This window comes from Massilia jejuensis (assembly GCF_042656795.1).
In the GTDB taxonomy this organism is placed as follows: domain Bacteria; phylum Pseudomonadota; class Gammaproteobacteria; order Burkholderiales; family Burkholderiaceae_D; genus Telluria; species Telluria jejuensis.
The window spans coordinates 24,512-38,807 of sequence record NZ_JBHSMS010000029.1; the positions used below are offsets into that span (position 1 = coordinate 24,512).

Here is a 14,296-nt window from a genome sequence, read left to right on the forward strand (position 1 = left end):
CTAGGCTTCGCATGTCCAGGTAGCGACCATGCACCACCCGAAGCAGGTTGACCAATCCGTTTCGCGGTCGTGCCCCCTTGGGCGCGCCTACGAAACGGATTTCTTTTTTTTCCAGGAGATCACTATGCATACCAATCTGACCAAATCCGCCATCGCCGCCACCATCCTCGCCCTGGGCGTTTCCGGTTGCGCCGACATGAGCGCCACCCAGCGCGGCACCGCCACCGGCGCCGGCGCCGGCGCCGCCCTCGGCGCGCTGATCGGCGGCACCACCAGCGGCGGCGGCAGCAACCGCGCAGCCAAGGGTGCGGTCCTCGGCGGCGCCGCTGGCGCCGTGATCGGCAATATCTGGTCCAAGCGCATGGAACAGCAGAAGCAGGCCATGGAGCAAGCCACCCGTGGCACCGGCGTGGAAGTCAGCCAGACCTCGGACAACCGCCTGAAACTGCAGATCCCGAGCGATGTGTCGTTCGATACCGGCCGCTCGGACATCAAGCCGAACTTCCAGCCGGTGCTGGAACGCTTCGCCACCACGCTCAACGAAAACCCGGCAACCAATGTCGTCATCATCGGCCACACCGATGCCACCGGCAACCCGGGCATCAACCAGCCGCTGTCGGTCGACCGCGCCGCGCGCACCCGCGACTACCTCGCCGGCCGCGGCGTGAACCCGGCCCGCATCACCATCGAAGGCCGCGGCGAGCGCGAGCCGATCGCGTCGAACAACGACAATAGCGGCCGCGCACGCAACCGCCGCGTCGAGATCTACGTCGCCGAGCCAGGCCGCGGCTAATTCCCTGCCCGTCCCGACTGCCCATGCATGAGGTTTTCCTCGTGCATGGGCATGTTTGTTGGTGCATGGGCCTCAGCCTGGCGCTCGCCGTTCGATTTGGCGCAAGACCGGGGTGCGGCATCGGGGGGATAGTGTTGCTTCTTTTAGGCAACATTTCCTATCCCCATCATGCCCGACTCCTGCGTTTCATCCGAGACCTGCGTTTCATCCGAGACCTGCGTTTCCTCCGAGACCTGCGCTTCTTCCGATATCGGGGATGCACCTGCCCTCTGGCGTCCCTCCGCGGTCGCCGCCTGGAGCCTGCTGTTTACGCCGGTGTTCGGTTCCTGGCTGCTGATGCACAACTGGCGCGTGCTGGGCCAGGCCCAGGCAGCCCGCGGCGCGCGCCGCTGGCTGCTGGCGAGCCTGTGCGTGCTGCTGCTGGAACTCTTGGCAGGCGCCATCACCCGGCGCGTCAACGGCACCACGCCGCTGCCGCAGATGATCGGGCTGGCCTGGCTCGGCTTCTGGCTGCTGGCGGCCGTGGCACCGCAATGGCGGCTGGTGCGGCGCCGCTTCGGCCGGCGCTACGCGCGGCGCGAATGGAACGCGGCGCTGGCGCTGGCGGTGGTGTTCGGCGTCGCGTGCTGGGCGACCGGACGCATGCTCACCGGCTTGCTGGTCGCGTTCACCTAAGCCCAGCGGCCGCGCCGCCAGGCACGGCGCCGTGCACGTCCTTTCCCAGCAGCCTCAACTGCCCGCTGTGTACGCTGCCGTACCAAGTCCGGGCGGCCCCAGCGCGTACACTGTCGGCTATGGGTAAATGGACATTGTATGCTTGACATTCTTGAACGCGTCGACCCGCACAGCGACCGCATCGACCTGCTCATCGAGCTGGTCGACTGCCTGCGGCCGCGCCGGCATCAGCGCGGCCATGCGCACGCGGCGGTACGCACGCTGACGCAACTTTTGAGGGGAAATCCGGCGCAGGCCTGGGCGTTGCGCAGCTACCTCGTCACCCTGCTCGAGAAACGCCGCCACACCAGCCTCTACAGCGACATCGGCATTCTCTCCAACGACGGCTTCTTCACCGAACTCAAGCGCCGCGTCGCCTGGCGCCTGCTGCCGCCCGCGCTCGACGACCTGTACCTGTCCGACGCGCTCGACCAGGTGCTGTTCGCCGAAGAGGACCATCAGTGGATCCGCTCGGTGCCCGACGCCGACTGGCTGGCCCTGTTCGACGTCGTCGCCGGGGCCCCGCCGCCGGTCGACGCCGCCCCCGACCGCGCGCGCCTGGTCACGACCATGGGCATGCTCGATGCCATCCGCACCCTCTCCTGCCGCGTCTGCGCGCTGGGCCTGGAGCCGCGCCTGGTGCACAGCTACAGCGAGATCGAGGATTTCGATTCGCCCTTCCTGATGCAGAACATCGAGGTCAACCACTACCTCGACGAATACGGCCGTTTCCTGGAAGGCAGCATCGCCCGTCCGGACGACCCGCGCCACTTGCTGGTGATGCTCGACCAGTGCGAGAACGTGGTGGCCAAGATCCGCCGCAATTCGCTGTCCTTCGGTACCAGCGTCGCGCTGACCTATGTACTGGTGGCCATCACGCAAAGCATCGGGCGGCTGCGCAAACTCCTGTTCCTGGTCGACAGCAGCGAGGGCGCCGAAGAGCAGCCGGCGGCGCTGCCGGCCGCGCCCGAGGACCAAACCGGACGGCGCGTCTCGGATAGCCGCGCCCTGGCCACCGTGCCGCCGCATGCCGGTGCGCCGCCTGCGCCGAGCGCACGCCGCGCGGCCGCGCTCGAACTGGCCCAGGAACTGATCGAGGCCCACAACACGAAATACCAGGTGCGCGGGCTGGTTCGCGACACGATCCAGCTGCTCGCTCGCAACGTCACGGAAAACGCCAGCCGCACCGGCGAGCATTACATCGCCGAGAGCCGCGCCCAGCTGCGCGGCATGTTCAAGGCCGCGGCCGGCGCCGGCTTCATCGTCGGCTTCATGGCGATGTTCAAGATCTTGCTGTCCTACCTGCGCGCCGCGCCCCTGGTCGAGGCCTTCCTGTTCAGCATGAACTATTCGCTCGGCTTCATGCTCGTGCACATGCTGCGCTGGACGATCGCGACCAAGCAGCCGGCCATGACGGCCCAGCGCATCGCCGCCGGCCTGCACAGCCCGGATGGGCGCAGCATCGATTTCGACAGCATGGCGGCCCTTGTCAACAAGGTGTTCCGCACCCAGATCGTGGCCGTGCTGGGCAACGTGATCGTCGCCTTCCCCACCGCGCTGGTGATCGCGATCGCCTACCAGCAGCTGATGGGGCATCATCTCGTCACGCCCGACAAGGCCCTGCACCTGCTGCACGACATCGACCCGATCCACTCGCCCGCCCTGTTCTACGCGGCCATTGCCGGCGTCTGGCTGTTCGTGGCCGGCCTGATCTCGGGCTACTACGACAACAAGGCGCTCTACACGCGCATGGGCCAGCGGGTGCGCCAGCTGCGCTGGCTCGGCACCTTGCTCGGCGTGGCGCGCCGTGACCGCCTGTCGCGTTACGTCGAGAACAACCTGGGTGGCCTGATGGGTAACTTCTTTTTCGGCATCCTGCTCGGCACCACCGGCACCGTCGGCTACCTGCTTGGCTTGCCGCTCGATATCCGCCACGTGACCTTCTCGACCGCGAACTTCGCCACCGCCCTGGTCGCCCTCGACTACCGGATGAGCTGGCAGATGGCGGCCAATGCGGCCGCCGGCGTCGCCCTGATCGGCGCCGTCAATCTGCTGGTGAGCTTCAACCTGGCGCTGTGGGTGGCATTGCGCGCTCGAAATATCCGCTTTACCCGCAGCGTCATGCTGCTGCGCGCACTGGGGCGGCGCTTCCTGCACGCGCCGCTCGACTTTTTCATCGGGCCCAGGGATGCCGACGCAATCGATGTCCCATTTTCCTCAAGGGGAAACAAATGAAGAAAAGCATCAAATGGTGGATCGCGGGCCTTGCCCTGGTCGGCGCGATGGCGTCCTGCCGCACCCTGCCCGACGCCGACAAGCTGCCCGAGACCACCAGCAAGACCAATCCGACGGTCGAGAACGCGCGCGGCGCCACCCTGTCCAAGGGACAGACCTCGGCCTTGCTGCAGCGGCGCTGGGCGAATGCAACGGCCGACCTGAAGCAGCTGGCCGTGCTGGAGGAACAGGCCACCGGCCTGCCCCTGATCGCCGGCAACCAGGTGCAGCTGTTGTTCGACGGACCCGCGACGATGCGCGAGATGATGGCGGCCGTGCGCAATGCGACCACCTCGATCAACCTGGAAACCTATATCTTCGACCAGGACCCGATCGGCCTGCAGTTCTCCGACCTGCTGATGGAAAAGCGGCGCCAGGGCGTGACCGTGAACGTCATGTACGACAGCGTCGGCACCCTGGGCACGCCCCAGGAATTTTTCGACCGCATGCGTGCGGCCGGCATCAACATGCTGGCCTTCAATCCCATCAATCCCGCCAAGGCCAAGGGCAACTGGTCGATCAACAACCGCGATCACCGCAAACTGATGGTGGTCGACGGCCGCGTCGCCTTTACCGGCGGCATCAACATCAGCAGTGACTATGCCAACAGCTCCCTGTTCCGCTCGCGCCGCAAGCCCGGCAATGTCGACAAGAACAAGGTCGGCTGGCGCGATACCCACGTGAAAATCGAAGGACCGGCCGTGGCCACGCTGCAATGGGCGTTCGTGGACAACTGGGTCAGCCAGGAGGCCGGCGAATTGCCGGCGCGCGATTACTTCCCGCGTCTGTCCGCGGCCGGCGACAAGTTCGTGCGCGTGCTGGCCACCGATCCGGGCAGCAATTCGGAAATCTACAAGTCGCTGATGGTAGCGATCAACGAGGCCAAGAAATCGGTCCACATCACCTCGGCCTATTTCGTGCCCGACCAGCAAGTGGTCGACGCCATGATCGCCGCGGCCAGGCGCGGGGTGGACGTGAAGCTGGTGCTGCCGGGCGTGTCGGACCACGGCCTGGTGATGTATGCCGGCCAGGCCTTCTACGAGCAGTTGCTGGCCGGCGGCGTGAAGATCTACCAGCTGCAGGTGGCGGTATTGCACGCCAAGACGGCAGTGATCGACGGCGCCTGGTCGACGATCGGCTCGGCCAACATCGACCGCCGCAGCTTCATCCACAATTACGAGTTGAACATCGTCGTCATCGACCCGGCCTTCGGACGCGAGATGGAGAGCGCCTTCAACGAAGACTTGCGCGACTCGAAAGAAGTCACGCTGGAGCAATGGCGCAAGCGGCCCTGGGCCGACCGGGTCAAGGAATGGGCGGCGCGCCTGACCGAATACTGGATCTGATCGCACGGCCAGGCAAGGCCGGCGCACTGCCGGTCAATATTACTCAGATCCCTGCGGCCAGCATGCTTTCGCAGGCTGGCGACCAGACGTTACCGCTGCGCAGGAATTTTTCCGTGAGCATGACACGGAAGGTATTCGTCAGCGCGTCCCAGCCGTAACGGTCGATTTCGACCCGTTCGTGTTCGACCCGCAGCAGATTGAAGGAATTGACTTCGCCGCGGCCCCGGGTCGAAGTTGCCGTGCCGGCCTGCACCACGAGCGCCGCGTAGGCGTCGATCTGGTAGCGCGACGCCGTGCTGGCCGCGTGGCTCACGTGCATGTGCCCGGCCAGCAGCACGTCGACGCCGCATTCGGCGAACGTTTCCATCGCCATCGCGGCCCGGTCGACCAGGTCTTTTTCCTCGAAGCTGGTCGGCAGGTCGAAGGGATGGTGGGTGACGACGATGCGCGTGATGCGCGCGTCGAGCCCGGCGAGCTGGGCCCGGATGCCGGCCACCTGCTCCTTGTTCAGGCGCCCGTCCTTGATCGTCAGCGAGCGCGCCGTGTTCACGCCCACCACGGCAATCTCGTCGTCGACGAAGATCGGGTCGAGATCGTCGGTGATGTAGCGCTTGAAGCGGTCCAGGGGTTTGACGAAGCGCCGGAACACGTTGTACAGCGAAATATCGTGATTGCCCGGCACCACGATCTGCGGTCCCGGCAGAGTGTCGAGGAAGGCGCGCGCTTGCTCGAACTGCTCGGTGCGGGCGCGCTGGGTGAGGTCGCCGGAGACGACGACGACGCTGGGATTGATCGCATGGATCAGGTCGTGCAGTGGCTGGAGCAGGGCCTCGTCGACCCGGCCGAAATGCAGGTCCGACAGGTGAATGATTGTGCGCATCGAATTTCCTTGTTAATCAGTATGAGCGGTTGCCGGATGCGCGTGCCGCCTGGCGCCGGCGCAGCGTGGATACGCCGGTCACGCAGATCGCCAGCCAGGCGCAGCCTTCCGCCATCGCCGCCAGCACGTCGGACAGGTAATGGGCGCCCAGGTACAGGCGCGAGCCGGCCACCAGCAGCACCATGATGCAGGCCGCGGCGACAATCGTGGCGCGCGCCTGCCAGCCTCGTGCCTGGCGGCTCAGGTAACAGGCCAGCACGCCGTACAGCAGGGTCGCCGCCACCGTGTGGCCGCTGGGGAAGCTGTAGGTGGTGAGCGTAAGGATGGGCTCGCCGAAATGCGGCCTCGCCCGCTCGAACGTATGCTTCATCGCCACGTTCAGCAGCATCCCGCCCGGCACCGCGGCCACCAGGGTCAGCATCCAGTGGCGCGCATCCCGGCGCACCAGCCACCAGCCGGCCAGGGCGGTGAGCGCCAGCATGCCGGGAGTACTGTGCAGGTGTGTGACACCCAGCAGGAAATTGCGCAGCAGCGGACTGTGGTGCGCGTGCGCGTGCAGCCAGTTCGCCAGCCGCAGGTCCACCGCCGTGATCGGTGCGCCGTCGACCACCGCCCCGGCGATGCGCGCGAAGCCGGCCATCGCCAGCAGCATGGCCAGCACCCCCAGGGTCAGGTGCAGGCCGAATTCTTCCTGTGGCGAGAAGCGCGCGGCGGCAAATCGATGCAGGCGCTGGATGAGGGACTTGGTCATGGGGCAAAACCGGGAACGATACGGTGTCGATGGCAAAAAAACCACATTTGGAATTTTTTACTGGTGTTATGTACAGTACCTGTGGATTTGTACAGTAGTTGTGCTATCCTGTTTTCACTGACCAACATAATTCAAACAAGGGAAACGTCGATGACCACTCTGAACAATTCTTTCGGCCTGGAATACGCTCCTGCACCTTTTCTTATGCGCATCGGACGCCGCGAAATCCTGATCACCCGTGACTTCCGCAAGCGCTTCTACCCGATCAATCCGATCATGGAATGCGATACCGGTGTCGAGCCGGGCCATGTCGAAGTGCTGCTGTTCGGCCGCTGGCTGCTGATTCTATCGAAGGCGCATTAAGAAGCTATGTCAGTAGGAAACGAGTCGTCATCGACTTTTTCCTTCCTGCCGGGCAAGGTGCTGGGCGCGCCGGTGCCGGGAGAGCGCAATTAAGCCAAGTATCGCTTGCCCGGTGCATGGATGCCAACACGCAAGCGATTGGCGTCGCGATTGAAATTCACATATCGATAGCTGAAATCATTCGTTTTCTTCCGATGAGTGGCGCAATACCCTAGCGGTCATCTGTTCCAACTCATCCGAAAGAAGACCTATGTTCAAAAAACTCGTCCATGCGCTGGCCGCCGTCGCGTTGCTGGCGCAGTCGGCCGCTTTTGCGGCCGAGGTCACCCTGCTGAACGTCTCGTACGACCCGACGCGCGAACTCTATCAGGACTACGACAAGGCCTTCGCCAAGCACTGGAAGGCCAGGACCGGCAACGATGTCAAGGTACGCCAGTCGCATGGCGGTTCGGGCAAGCAGGCGCGCGCCGTGATCGACGGCCTGCCGGCCGATGTCGTCACCCTGGCACTGGCCTATGATGTCGATGCTATCAGCGAACGTGGCCTGATCGCGCACAACTGGCAGGCTCGACTGAAGAACCGCAGCGCGCCCTATACCTCGACCATCGTGTTCCTGGTGCGCAAAGGCAATCCGAAGGGCATCAAGGACTGGGGCGACCTGGTCAAGCCGGGCGTCGCGGTGATCACCCCGAACCCGAAGACCTCGGGCGGCGCGCGCTGGAACCATCTCGCGGCTTGGGGCTATGCCCTGCGCCGGCCGGGCGGCAACGAAGCGGCGGCGCGCGACTTCATCAACAAGCTGTACAAGAACGTGCCGGTGCTCGATTCGGGCGCGCGCAGCGCCACCACCACCTTTGTCGAGCGCGGCATCGGCGACGTGCTGCTGGCCTGGGAAAACGAGGCGCTGCTGGCGCTGCGCGAACTCGGCCCCGGCAAGTTCGAGATCGTGGCGCCGTCGGTCAGCATCCTGGCCGAACCGCCGGTGGCCCTGGTCGACAAGGTTGCCGACAAGCGCGGCACGCGTCCGGTGGCCCAGGCTTACCTGGAATACCTGTACAGCGATGAAGGCCAGGACATCATCGCCAGGAACTACTACCGCCCGTCGGTCGAGAAGTTCTCGCGCAAGTATGCCGCCCAGTTCCCGAGCATCAAATTGTTCACGCTCGACCAGGTGGCCGGCAACTGGGCCCATGCCCAGAAGGTCCACTTCGCCGACGGCGGCATGTTCGACCAGGTGTACCAGCCGGGCAAGAAATGACTTGAAATCCGCAAGATGGCCACGACTGTGTTGATTCGCCAAGTCGTGGCCTGCCCGCGCGGACGCGTCGCCGCGCGCCTGCCGGGGCAGTCCTTCCCAACTACTCCGTGGAAAGGAAGCTCTCATGTCCGTAAAACTTCGCAATATCAACGAGCAGGTGATCGTGATCACCGGCGCCAGCAGCGGCATCGGTCTCACCACCGCGCGCATGGCTGCCGAACAGGGCGCCAAACTCGTGCTGGCGTCGCGCAACGGCGAAGCCCTCGACCAACTGGCCAGCGAATTGCGGCGCCAGGGTTGCCAGGTGGCGACCGTCGTCGCCGACGTCGGCAACGTGCATGACGTCGAACGCATCGGCCAGACCGCGCTCGAACGCTACGGCCGTATCGATACCTGGGTCAACAATGCCGGCGTCGGCACCTTCGGCCGCCTCGAAGACGTTCCGCTGGAAGACCACCAGCGCCTGTTCCAGACCAATTTCTGGGGCGTGGTCAATGGCTCACTGGAAGCGGTCAAGCGCATGAAGCTGCGCGGCGGCGGCGCCCTCATCAATGTCGGCAGCGAAGTGTCGGACGCCCCGATTCCGCTGCAGGGCATGTATGCGGCGTCCAAGCATGCGGTGAAAGCCTTCACCGAATCGCTGCGCATGGAGCTCGACAAGGACGAGGCGCCGGTTTCCGTCACCCTGATCAAGCCGGCCGCGATCGACACCATGTTCGCCCTGCACGCCAGGAACTACATGGACAAGGAAGCAGCCCTGCCCGCGCCCGTGTATGCACCGGAAATCGTGGCCAAGGCCATCCTCCACTGCGCCCGCCATCCGAAGCGCGAGATGTTCGTCGGCGGCGCCGCGAAACTGGTGTCCTCCGGCTACGCACACATGCCGCGCCTGCTCGACCGCTACATCCGCGCCACCATGTTCAGTCAGCAAAAATCAAGGGCCGACAAGCAGCCGGGCCGTCCCGACGCCTTGCATGCACCGGACCGGACGAACGCGCTGCGCGAACGCCAGGGCATGACCGAGCGCAAGGTCAAGGAAACCTCGGCCTATACGATGCTCAGCCTTCACTCGACATCCGTCGTGACCGCCCTGCTCGGCGGCGGCGCCCTGTTCGCGGCATGGAAACTGGCGCAGCCGCAGATGGCACGCCGGCGTCCGCAACGGAGGTAGGCGCGAGCGTCCGGGCAACAAAAAGGCGCGCAGCCTGCGCGCCTCGAGCTCGGAACGGCTGGCCGCTTCCAGGAGGCGGCGATTCGTGCGCGCCCCGCAAATGGGCGCGCCGATTACTTGTCCTCGTCCCTGCCGGTCGGGGGACGGCTGGCCAGGAAATCGGTATCTTCTTCCGTCAGCGGCAGGTCGGGAATCGATTCGATGTGGTCGGTGTCGATGTCGGCGCCATCCTTGACGACCGTATCGCGGCCGGCCGCGGCGCGCTCGCCGGTGCCGCCCGCATCGCTGTCGCCGGAAAAATCGGCGTCGCCGATGTCGGGACCGGCGGTGTCGCCGGCATGGCTCGCTTCCAGGTCGGAGGTCGTGCCTTGGTCGAGGTCCAGCAGCTGGTCGTCGTCGAGGTTGGTCGCAAAGCCCGGGCCGCCGACCACGTCGCTGCCGCTATCGGAAGTGTCGCTCGGTCCCAGCGCATCGGTGCCATGGCCCTTGCCAAGGCTGCGGTCTGGACGCTCCGGGAAGTTGTCCGGATCAAGGGTGCTAATGCCAGTCATGATGCCTCCGTGAAGATGGTTGTCGGATAGTTCAGAGATAAGGTCAGGCTACAGGGAAACGGGCGCCTGCGTCGCAGCGCACGTGATGCCGCGGACGATCAGAACGCGTGGCGCATGCCCACGTTGATCGCCGCATTGCCGCTGCCGCGCGCGCCGGCGTTGCCGACCGTATAGCCGGCGCCGTTGCGGTTCTGGATGCGTGAATAAGCCGCGTAGAAATCGGTGCGGCGCGACACTGCGCGGCTGGCTCCGAAGGCAACCTGCCTGGCGTCCTGGTTGGCCAGGTCGCGGTCGTCCTTGCAGATGTACGAGGCCAGCAGGGTCGTGCCCTCCCCGAGCGGCACGGCCAGTCCGAACAGCCCGTCGCGGCTGTTGCTCGAGGCCGTGCGCGCCAGGCCGGCGCCATACGGGTTGTCGGGATTGAACAGGGGCGAGCCGGCCCAGCCGCGGCTGAGGCTGTACGCGGCGTAAGCCGTGCCCCAGCCCAGGCGCAGGTTGGCCGCCAGGATCGAATTGCGCGCGACGGTGTCGTTGCTGGTTTTGCTGTGCAGCTGGACGCGTACCGCGTTCAGGTTCTGGTGCGCGGCACGTACCGTCAGGGGCCCTGCCTTGACGCCTACCGTCATGCCCCATGCGCGTCCGGCCGGCGAGGTGTCGACCTTTTCCTTGAAGGCATACGAAGCGCCGGCCGAAATGCCGCGCGCCAAGGGGCCGTAGTACTGGACGCTGTTGCTCGTGCGCCGTCCGCCGCCGATGAGGTTGCCCGCATTGCCCGCCATGCCGCCCTGGAACGGATCGGCGACGTCGGTCAGCGCGAGGTATTGCAGGTTGTATTGGCGGCCGACGGTGATGGCGCCGAATTCGCCGGCCAGGCCGACGAAGGCCTGGCGCCCCGGCACGCGCTCGTCCTGGTCGCCGCGGCCGGAGTCGACGCGCATGCCGTTCTCGAGGGTGAAGATGGCGCTGGCATTGCCGACCGCTTCGCGTCCTCCGACATACGATTCCGATGTCAGTCCGCTGCCGCCTTGGGCGCCGCAAGCGCCCGCGCAGCCGGCCTGCCCCACGATACCGGTATCGACCACGGCATAGGTCGCGACGCCGCCTTGCGCGCATGCAAGCGTGGCGCTTCCTGACAGCATTGCAAATGTGACAAACGACTTGAGCATCGGCGCATTCCTCTCCACGCCTCTACCTTACGCCTGTCAAGCAGCTTCATCTGTCGAATCTCGCACATACCGCTGACCAGTTCAGCCCGTCTTGATGTAGGCGGAATCTGACTTCTGAAAAGCAACTATTTATGCGGCAAGTGCGACCGTGTTCTTGCCTCCCCGCTTTGCCGCATACATGGCGCCGTCGGCGCGCGCCAGCCAGGCATCGAGGTCGTGCGCATCCTCGGGCAAATGCAAGGCCACGCCGATGCTCGCGCCGACCGTGACCCGGGTGCGTTTCAACGCATAAGAATCACGCAGCAGGGCCAGCAGGTTGTCCGCTTTCTCGTGCGCATCCTGGGCGTCGCTCAAGCCTTCCAGCACGACCACGAATTCGTCGCCGGCCAGGCGCGCGACCATGTCGGTCTTGCGCACCGCATTGGCCAGGCGGACGCCGAACTGGCGCAGCAGCTCATCGCCTTCCTCGTGGCCATGGGTATCGTTGACGCACTTGAAGCCGTCCATGTCGAGGAACAGCAGGGCGCAGGGCTTGTGGGCGCGCGCGGCGCGGTGCATCGCGTCGGGCAGTGTCTGCATCAGGGCACGCCGGTTCGGCAAGCCGGTGAGGCTGTCATGCAGCAACAAGGCCTGGAGGTCGGCGGTACGCGCGGCGACGGTGTTCTCCAACTGCTGGTTCATCGTCTCGAGCGCGCTGCGGTGCTCTTCCTCGCTGCGCACCAGTTCGCGCATCGCATGCGAGAGCACCTGCGCCTCGTGGAAACCGCTGACCACCGGGATGTCGTCTGGCCGCCCACCGGCGCGCGTCGCATCGATCGCCTGCTCGATCGCGCAGCTCAGCGCATCCATGGGCCGCGTCAGGCGGCGCGCCAGCAGTGCCGCGCCGCTGGCCAGCACCACGGCCATCAGCACGCTCAGCCAGATCATGCGGCGTTCCAGTGCGTGTGCCTCGGCCAGCGCCGCGTCCTCGGTATGGCGTACCAGCACTGCCCATTGCAGGGTCGTCGGGTCGCCCGTGGTGCCGGTGCGGCTGTAGCCGGTCAAATACACCTTGCCATCAGGACCTTCCTCACGCAGCGAGCCGATGCCGCCTTTCAGCGCCAGGCGCAGGCTGGGCGTGTCGATCTTCTTTTCGAGCAGTTCGCCCGGCCCGAGCAGGACGGTACCGTCCGCGCGGACCACGAGCACCTCGGCGCCGTATGCGCGCAAGGCGGGCGTGAGCAGCTGGTGCGCGCGGTTGCGCACCCACTGCCAGCTCATGTGCACCCCGACCACGCCGCGCACGGCGCTGTCGTTGCCCAGCAGCGGCGCCGACATATCGATGAAACGCCACGGATCGCTCGATTTCGGCAGCAATTTGTTGAGCAACTTCGCCGGATGGTAGTCGGTCGCGTGCGCGCCTTTCAAGCCGGCCTGGAACCAGGGCCGGGCATCGACCATGGCGCCTTCGAGCATCCGCCCTGTCGCGGCCCGCACCTTGCCGTCGGCATCGGCCACGCCGATCCAGGCGTAATCGGCCACCGCGCGCTGGAGCGACTCGAGCACCTGGCGCGTCTCCTCGGGTTTATCGTAGGAACGCACCTGAGGCAGTTGCGACAGCAACTTGACGGTCACGATAGCGCTACCGGTCACCCGGTTGAGCGAATCGCGCATTTGCCAGGACAGCTGCTCCAGCCGCAACTGGGCTTCCTTGCGCGCCTGCTGCTGGGCGAAATGGCTGACCAGGGCCACATGCAGGAGCACGGTCAATGCCACGGCAATGCTGACAGTGAGCATTGTCAGCGTAGCCAGGCGCAAGGGACGTCGCATTGCTGTGCTGGAAGAGACGCGCACTGGGTTGAGCATATGAACTTCATGTAAGATCAATCCTACATGATAGTCCTAACAATATGTCTATTCAACAAATATGATTCCACAAGGCATTAAATGTGGAATGGCTGGACAGAATTGATGTTTTTAATGAGCAGATTGCAACAACTGTGTCCTACACCCTGCTGAAATTCACATTTTCATCAGCGCGGGTAGGTGAAGCCCGTGCGGATATCCATCGGCGCAAGCCGCTTACCCTCGCGCACCATCAGCTTCTGCGGTGGCTCGTCGCCCGCCAGCGCGCGCGGGAAGAAGGCCAGGCCTTCGCCCTCGCGCAGCAGCTGGTCACAGCGTTCGTACACGTTCGGGCAGCCGGTTTCCTTCAGCAGCGCCTGGACGACGGCGACCTTCCACAACTCGACGCCGGCGGCATTGAACTGGCACACCAGAAAGCCGTCGGCGCCGCCATACCTGTGCACCAGGAGACCAGGCAAGCCGTCTTTCTCGCCATCGACCAGCTGGAACAGCGCTTGCGGGTCGGCCGTACGCCACGGCCCCATGCGGCGCTGGAGGGCAGCCTGCACGCGGCGCTTGATCAGTGCGTGGTCGATCGGCTCGTCCTCGCGCAGGGTCCAGACACGGGCGGCGATCTGGGACCTGGCGTTGTAGGCGGCGCGCGCGATGAACTGGCGCGACGAGGACTGCACCACGGCCGTGGCCCCGGGTTTTTTGAGCTCCTGCGGCTTGCCGTCGACGCGTTCGATGGCGGAGAGGTAGATCCAGGGGTCGCCGGCGAGCAGGGGTTTTTCCTTGCCCTGTTTGATGGTGATGATGAGCATTATTTTTTGGGGGGGTTGTAGAGGACGATTCGAAGAGGGCCGGGCAAGTATGCCCAGCCCTTCGAATCTCACACATAATGGACGATTCGAAGAGAGCCGGGCAAGTATGCCCAGCCCTTCGAATCTCACACATAACGGACGATTCGAAGAGGGCCGGGCAAGTATGCCCAGCCCTTCGAATCTCACACGGGAAGCGCGCAGGCGCTTCCCTCGCTTCCGCCAGGAAATAAAAAAACCGCCTGGGGCGGTTTTTTTATTTCCTGGCGGAAGCGGTGAGATTCGAACTCACGAACGGGTTCCCCCGTCGGCAGTTTTCAAGACTGCTGCCTTCAACCACTCGGCCACGCTTCCTGAAGTCCGGCATTATACATAAATCACTGT

At 65.0% G+C, this 14,296-nt stretch carries 13 protein-coding genes and 1 tRNA gene; 7 read left to right on the forward strand and 7 right to left on the reverse strand.

Annotated elements, in window-relative coordinates; genetic code table 11:
* Positions 1-124: 124 nt before the first annotated feature.
* The 4 genes from ACFPOU_RS09430 to cls all read left to right on the forward strand — a co-directional run bounded on the left by ACFPOU_RS09430 (position 125) and on the right by cls (position 5,127).
* Positions 125-793 carry a YiaD family glycine zipper/OmpA-like lipoprotein gene (locus ACFPOU_RS09430; RefSeq protein ID WP_379719816.1) on the forward strand — a complete coding sequence of 223 codons (669 nt, stop codon included), beginning with the start codon at positions 125-127 and terminating at the stop codon, positions 791-793.
* A 168-nt stretch (positions 794-961) separates the two neighbouring features.
* Positions 962-1,468 carry a hypothetical protein gene (locus ACFPOU_RS09435; protein ID WP_379719818.1) on the forward strand — a complete coding sequence of 169 codons (507 nt, stop codon included), beginning with the start codon at positions 962-964 and terminating at the stop codon, positions 1,466-1,468.
* 138 nt (positions 1,469-1,606) lie between these two features.
* Positions 1,607-3,742, forward strand: coding sequence for a site-specific recombinase (locus ACFPOU_RS09440; RefSeq protein WP_379719820.1), 2,136 nt, complete (start codon positions 1,607-1,609; stop codon positions 3,740-3,742).
* Positions 3,739-5,127, forward strand: coding sequence for a cardiolipin synthase (cls, locus tag ACFPOU_RS09445; protein WP_379719822.1), 1,389 nt, complete (start codon positions 3,739-3,741; stop codon positions 5,125-5,127). The genes ACFPOU_RS09440 and cls overlap by 4 nt, the downstream gene beginning before the upstream one ends.
* A gap of 43 nt (positions 5,128-5,170) precedes the next feature.
* On the opposite strand, the gene ACFPOU_RS09450 is transcribed toward cls, so the two are convergent.
* Complete coding sequence (locus ACFPOU_RS09450; RefSeq protein WP_379719824.1) at positions 5,171-6,007, reverse strand: metallophosphoesterase family protein; 837 nt, start codon at positions 6,005-6,007, stop codon at positions 5,171-5,173.
* A gap of 16 nt (positions 6,008-6,023) precedes the next feature.
* Positions 6,024-6,758 (reverse strand): phosphatase PAP2 family protein, encoded by a 735-nt coding sequence (locus ACFPOU_RS09455; protein ID WP_379719826.1) that lies wholly within the window; start codon positions 6,756-6,758, stop codon positions 6,024-6,026.
* A gap of 150 nt (positions 6,759-6,908) precedes the next feature.
* On the opposite strand from ACFPOU_RS09455, the gene ACFPOU_RS09460 reads away from it, so the two are divergent.
* From ACFPOU_RS09460 to ACFPOU_RS09470, 3 genes are all read left to right on the forward strand, one after another.
* The gene (locus ACFPOU_RS09460) at positions 6,909-7,121 is read left to right on the forward strand and encodes a hypothetical protein (RefSeq protein WP_193686465.1); all 213 of its coding nucleotides are present in this window, start codon (positions 6,909-6,911) and stop codon (positions 7,119-7,121) included.
* Between the two features lie 250 nt (positions 7,122-7,371).
* On the forward strand, positions 7,372-8,379 hold the full coding sequence (locus ACFPOU_RS09465) for a sulfate ABC transporter substrate-binding protein (RefSeq protein ID WP_379719828.1): 1,008 nt from the start codon (positions 7,372-7,374) through the stop codon (positions 8,377-8,379).
* A gap of 124 nt (positions 8,380-8,503) precedes the next feature.
* Positions 8,504-9,550 carry an SDR family oxidoreductase gene (locus tag ACFPOU_RS09470; RefSeq protein WP_379719830.1) on the forward strand — a complete coding sequence of 349 codons (1,047 nt, stop codon included), beginning with the start codon at positions 8,504-8,506 and terminating at the stop codon, positions 9,548-9,550.
* Positions 9,551-9,663: 113 nt separating this feature from the next.
* Here ACFPOU_RS09470 and ACFPOU_RS09475 read toward each other — a convergent pair whose 3' ends face one another.
* From ACFPOU_RS09475 to ACFPOU_RS09495, 5 genes are all read right to left on the reverse strand, one after another.
* On the reverse strand, positions 9,664-10,101 hold the full coding sequence (locus ACFPOU_RS09475) for a hypothetical protein (RefSeq protein WP_379719832.1): 438 nt from the start codon (positions 10,099-10,101) through the stop codon (positions 9,664-9,666).
* Positions 10,102-10,199: 98 nt separating this feature from the next.
* Positions 10,200-11,267, reverse strand: a complete 1,068-nt coding sequence (locus tag ACFPOU_RS09480; protein ID WP_379719834.1) for a porin — start codon at positions 11,265-11,267, stop codon at positions 10,200-10,202.
* Positions 11,268-11,396: 129 nt separating this feature from the next.
* Positions 11,397-13,043, reverse strand: coding sequence for a sensor domain-containing diguanylate cyclase (locus ACFPOU_RS09485; RefSeq protein WP_379719836.1), 1,647 nt, complete (start codon positions 13,041-13,043; stop codon positions 11,397-11,399).
* A gap of 236 nt (positions 13,044-13,279) precedes the next feature.
* Positions 13,280-13,915: an SAM-dependent methyltransferase gene (locus tag ACFPOU_RS09490; RefSeq protein WP_379719838.1), complete on the reverse strand. Its 636-nt coding sequence runs from the start codon at positions 13,913-13,915 to the stop codon at positions 13,280-13,282.
* 261 nt (positions 13,916-14,176) lie between these two features.
* Positions 14,177-14,266, reverse strand: a tRNA-Ser gene (locus ACFPOU_RS09495).
* Between the last annotated feature and the right edge of the window lie 30 nt (positions 14,267-14,296).

Coding starts and splice junctions, on each gene's coding strand:
- ACFPOU_RS09485 (WP_379719836.1), bottom strand. CDS start 13,043: ATGCTCACTGTCAGCATTGCCGTGGCATTGACCGTGCTCCTGCATGTG.
- ACFPOU_RS09465 (WP_379719828.1), top strand. CDS start 7,372: ATGTTCAAAAAACTCGTCCATGCGCTGGCCGCCGTCGCGTTGCTGGCG.
- cls (WP_379719822.1), top strand. CDS start 3,739: ATGAAGAAAAGCATCAAATGGTGGATCGCGGGCCTTGCCCTGGTCGGC.
- ACFPOU_RS09460 (WP_193686465.1), top strand. CDS start 6,909: ATGACCACTCTGAACAATTCTTTCGGCCTGGAATACGCTCCTGCACCT.
- ACFPOU_RS09440 (WP_379719820.1), top strand. CDS start 1,607: ATGCTTGACATTCTTGAACGCGTCGACCCGCACAGCGACCGCATCGAC.
- ACFPOU_RS09430 (WP_379719816.1), top strand. CDS start 125: ATGCATACCAATCTGACCAAATCCGCCATCGCCGCCACCATCCTCGCC.
- ACFPOU_RS09490 (WP_379719838.1), bottom strand. CDS start 13,915: ATGCTCATCATCACCATCAAACAGGGCAAGGAAAAACCCCTGCTCGCC.
- ACFPOU_RS09475 (WP_379719832.1), bottom strand. CDS start 10,101: ATGACTGGCATTAGCACCCTTGATCCGGACAACTTCCCGGAGCGTCCA.
- ACFPOU_RS09450 (WP_379719824.1), bottom strand. CDS start 6,007: ATGCGCACAATCATTCACCTGTCGGACCTGCATTTCGGCCGGGTCGAC.
- ACFPOU_RS09435 (WP_379719818.1), top strand. CDS start 962: ATGCCCGACTCCTGCGTTTCATCCGAGACCTGCGTTTCATCCGAGACC.
- ACFPOU_RS09470 (WP_379719830.1), top strand. CDS start 8,504: ATGTCCGTAAAACTTCGCAATATCAACGAGCAGGTGATCGTGATCACC.
- ACFPOU_RS09480 (WP_379719834.1), bottom strand. CDS start 11,267: ATGCTCAAGTCGTTTGTCACATTTGCAATGCTGTCAGGAAGCGCCACG.
- ACFPOU_RS09455 (WP_379719826.1), bottom strand. CDS start 6,758: ATGACCAAGTCCCTCATCCAGCGCCTGCATCGATTTGCCGCCGCGCGC.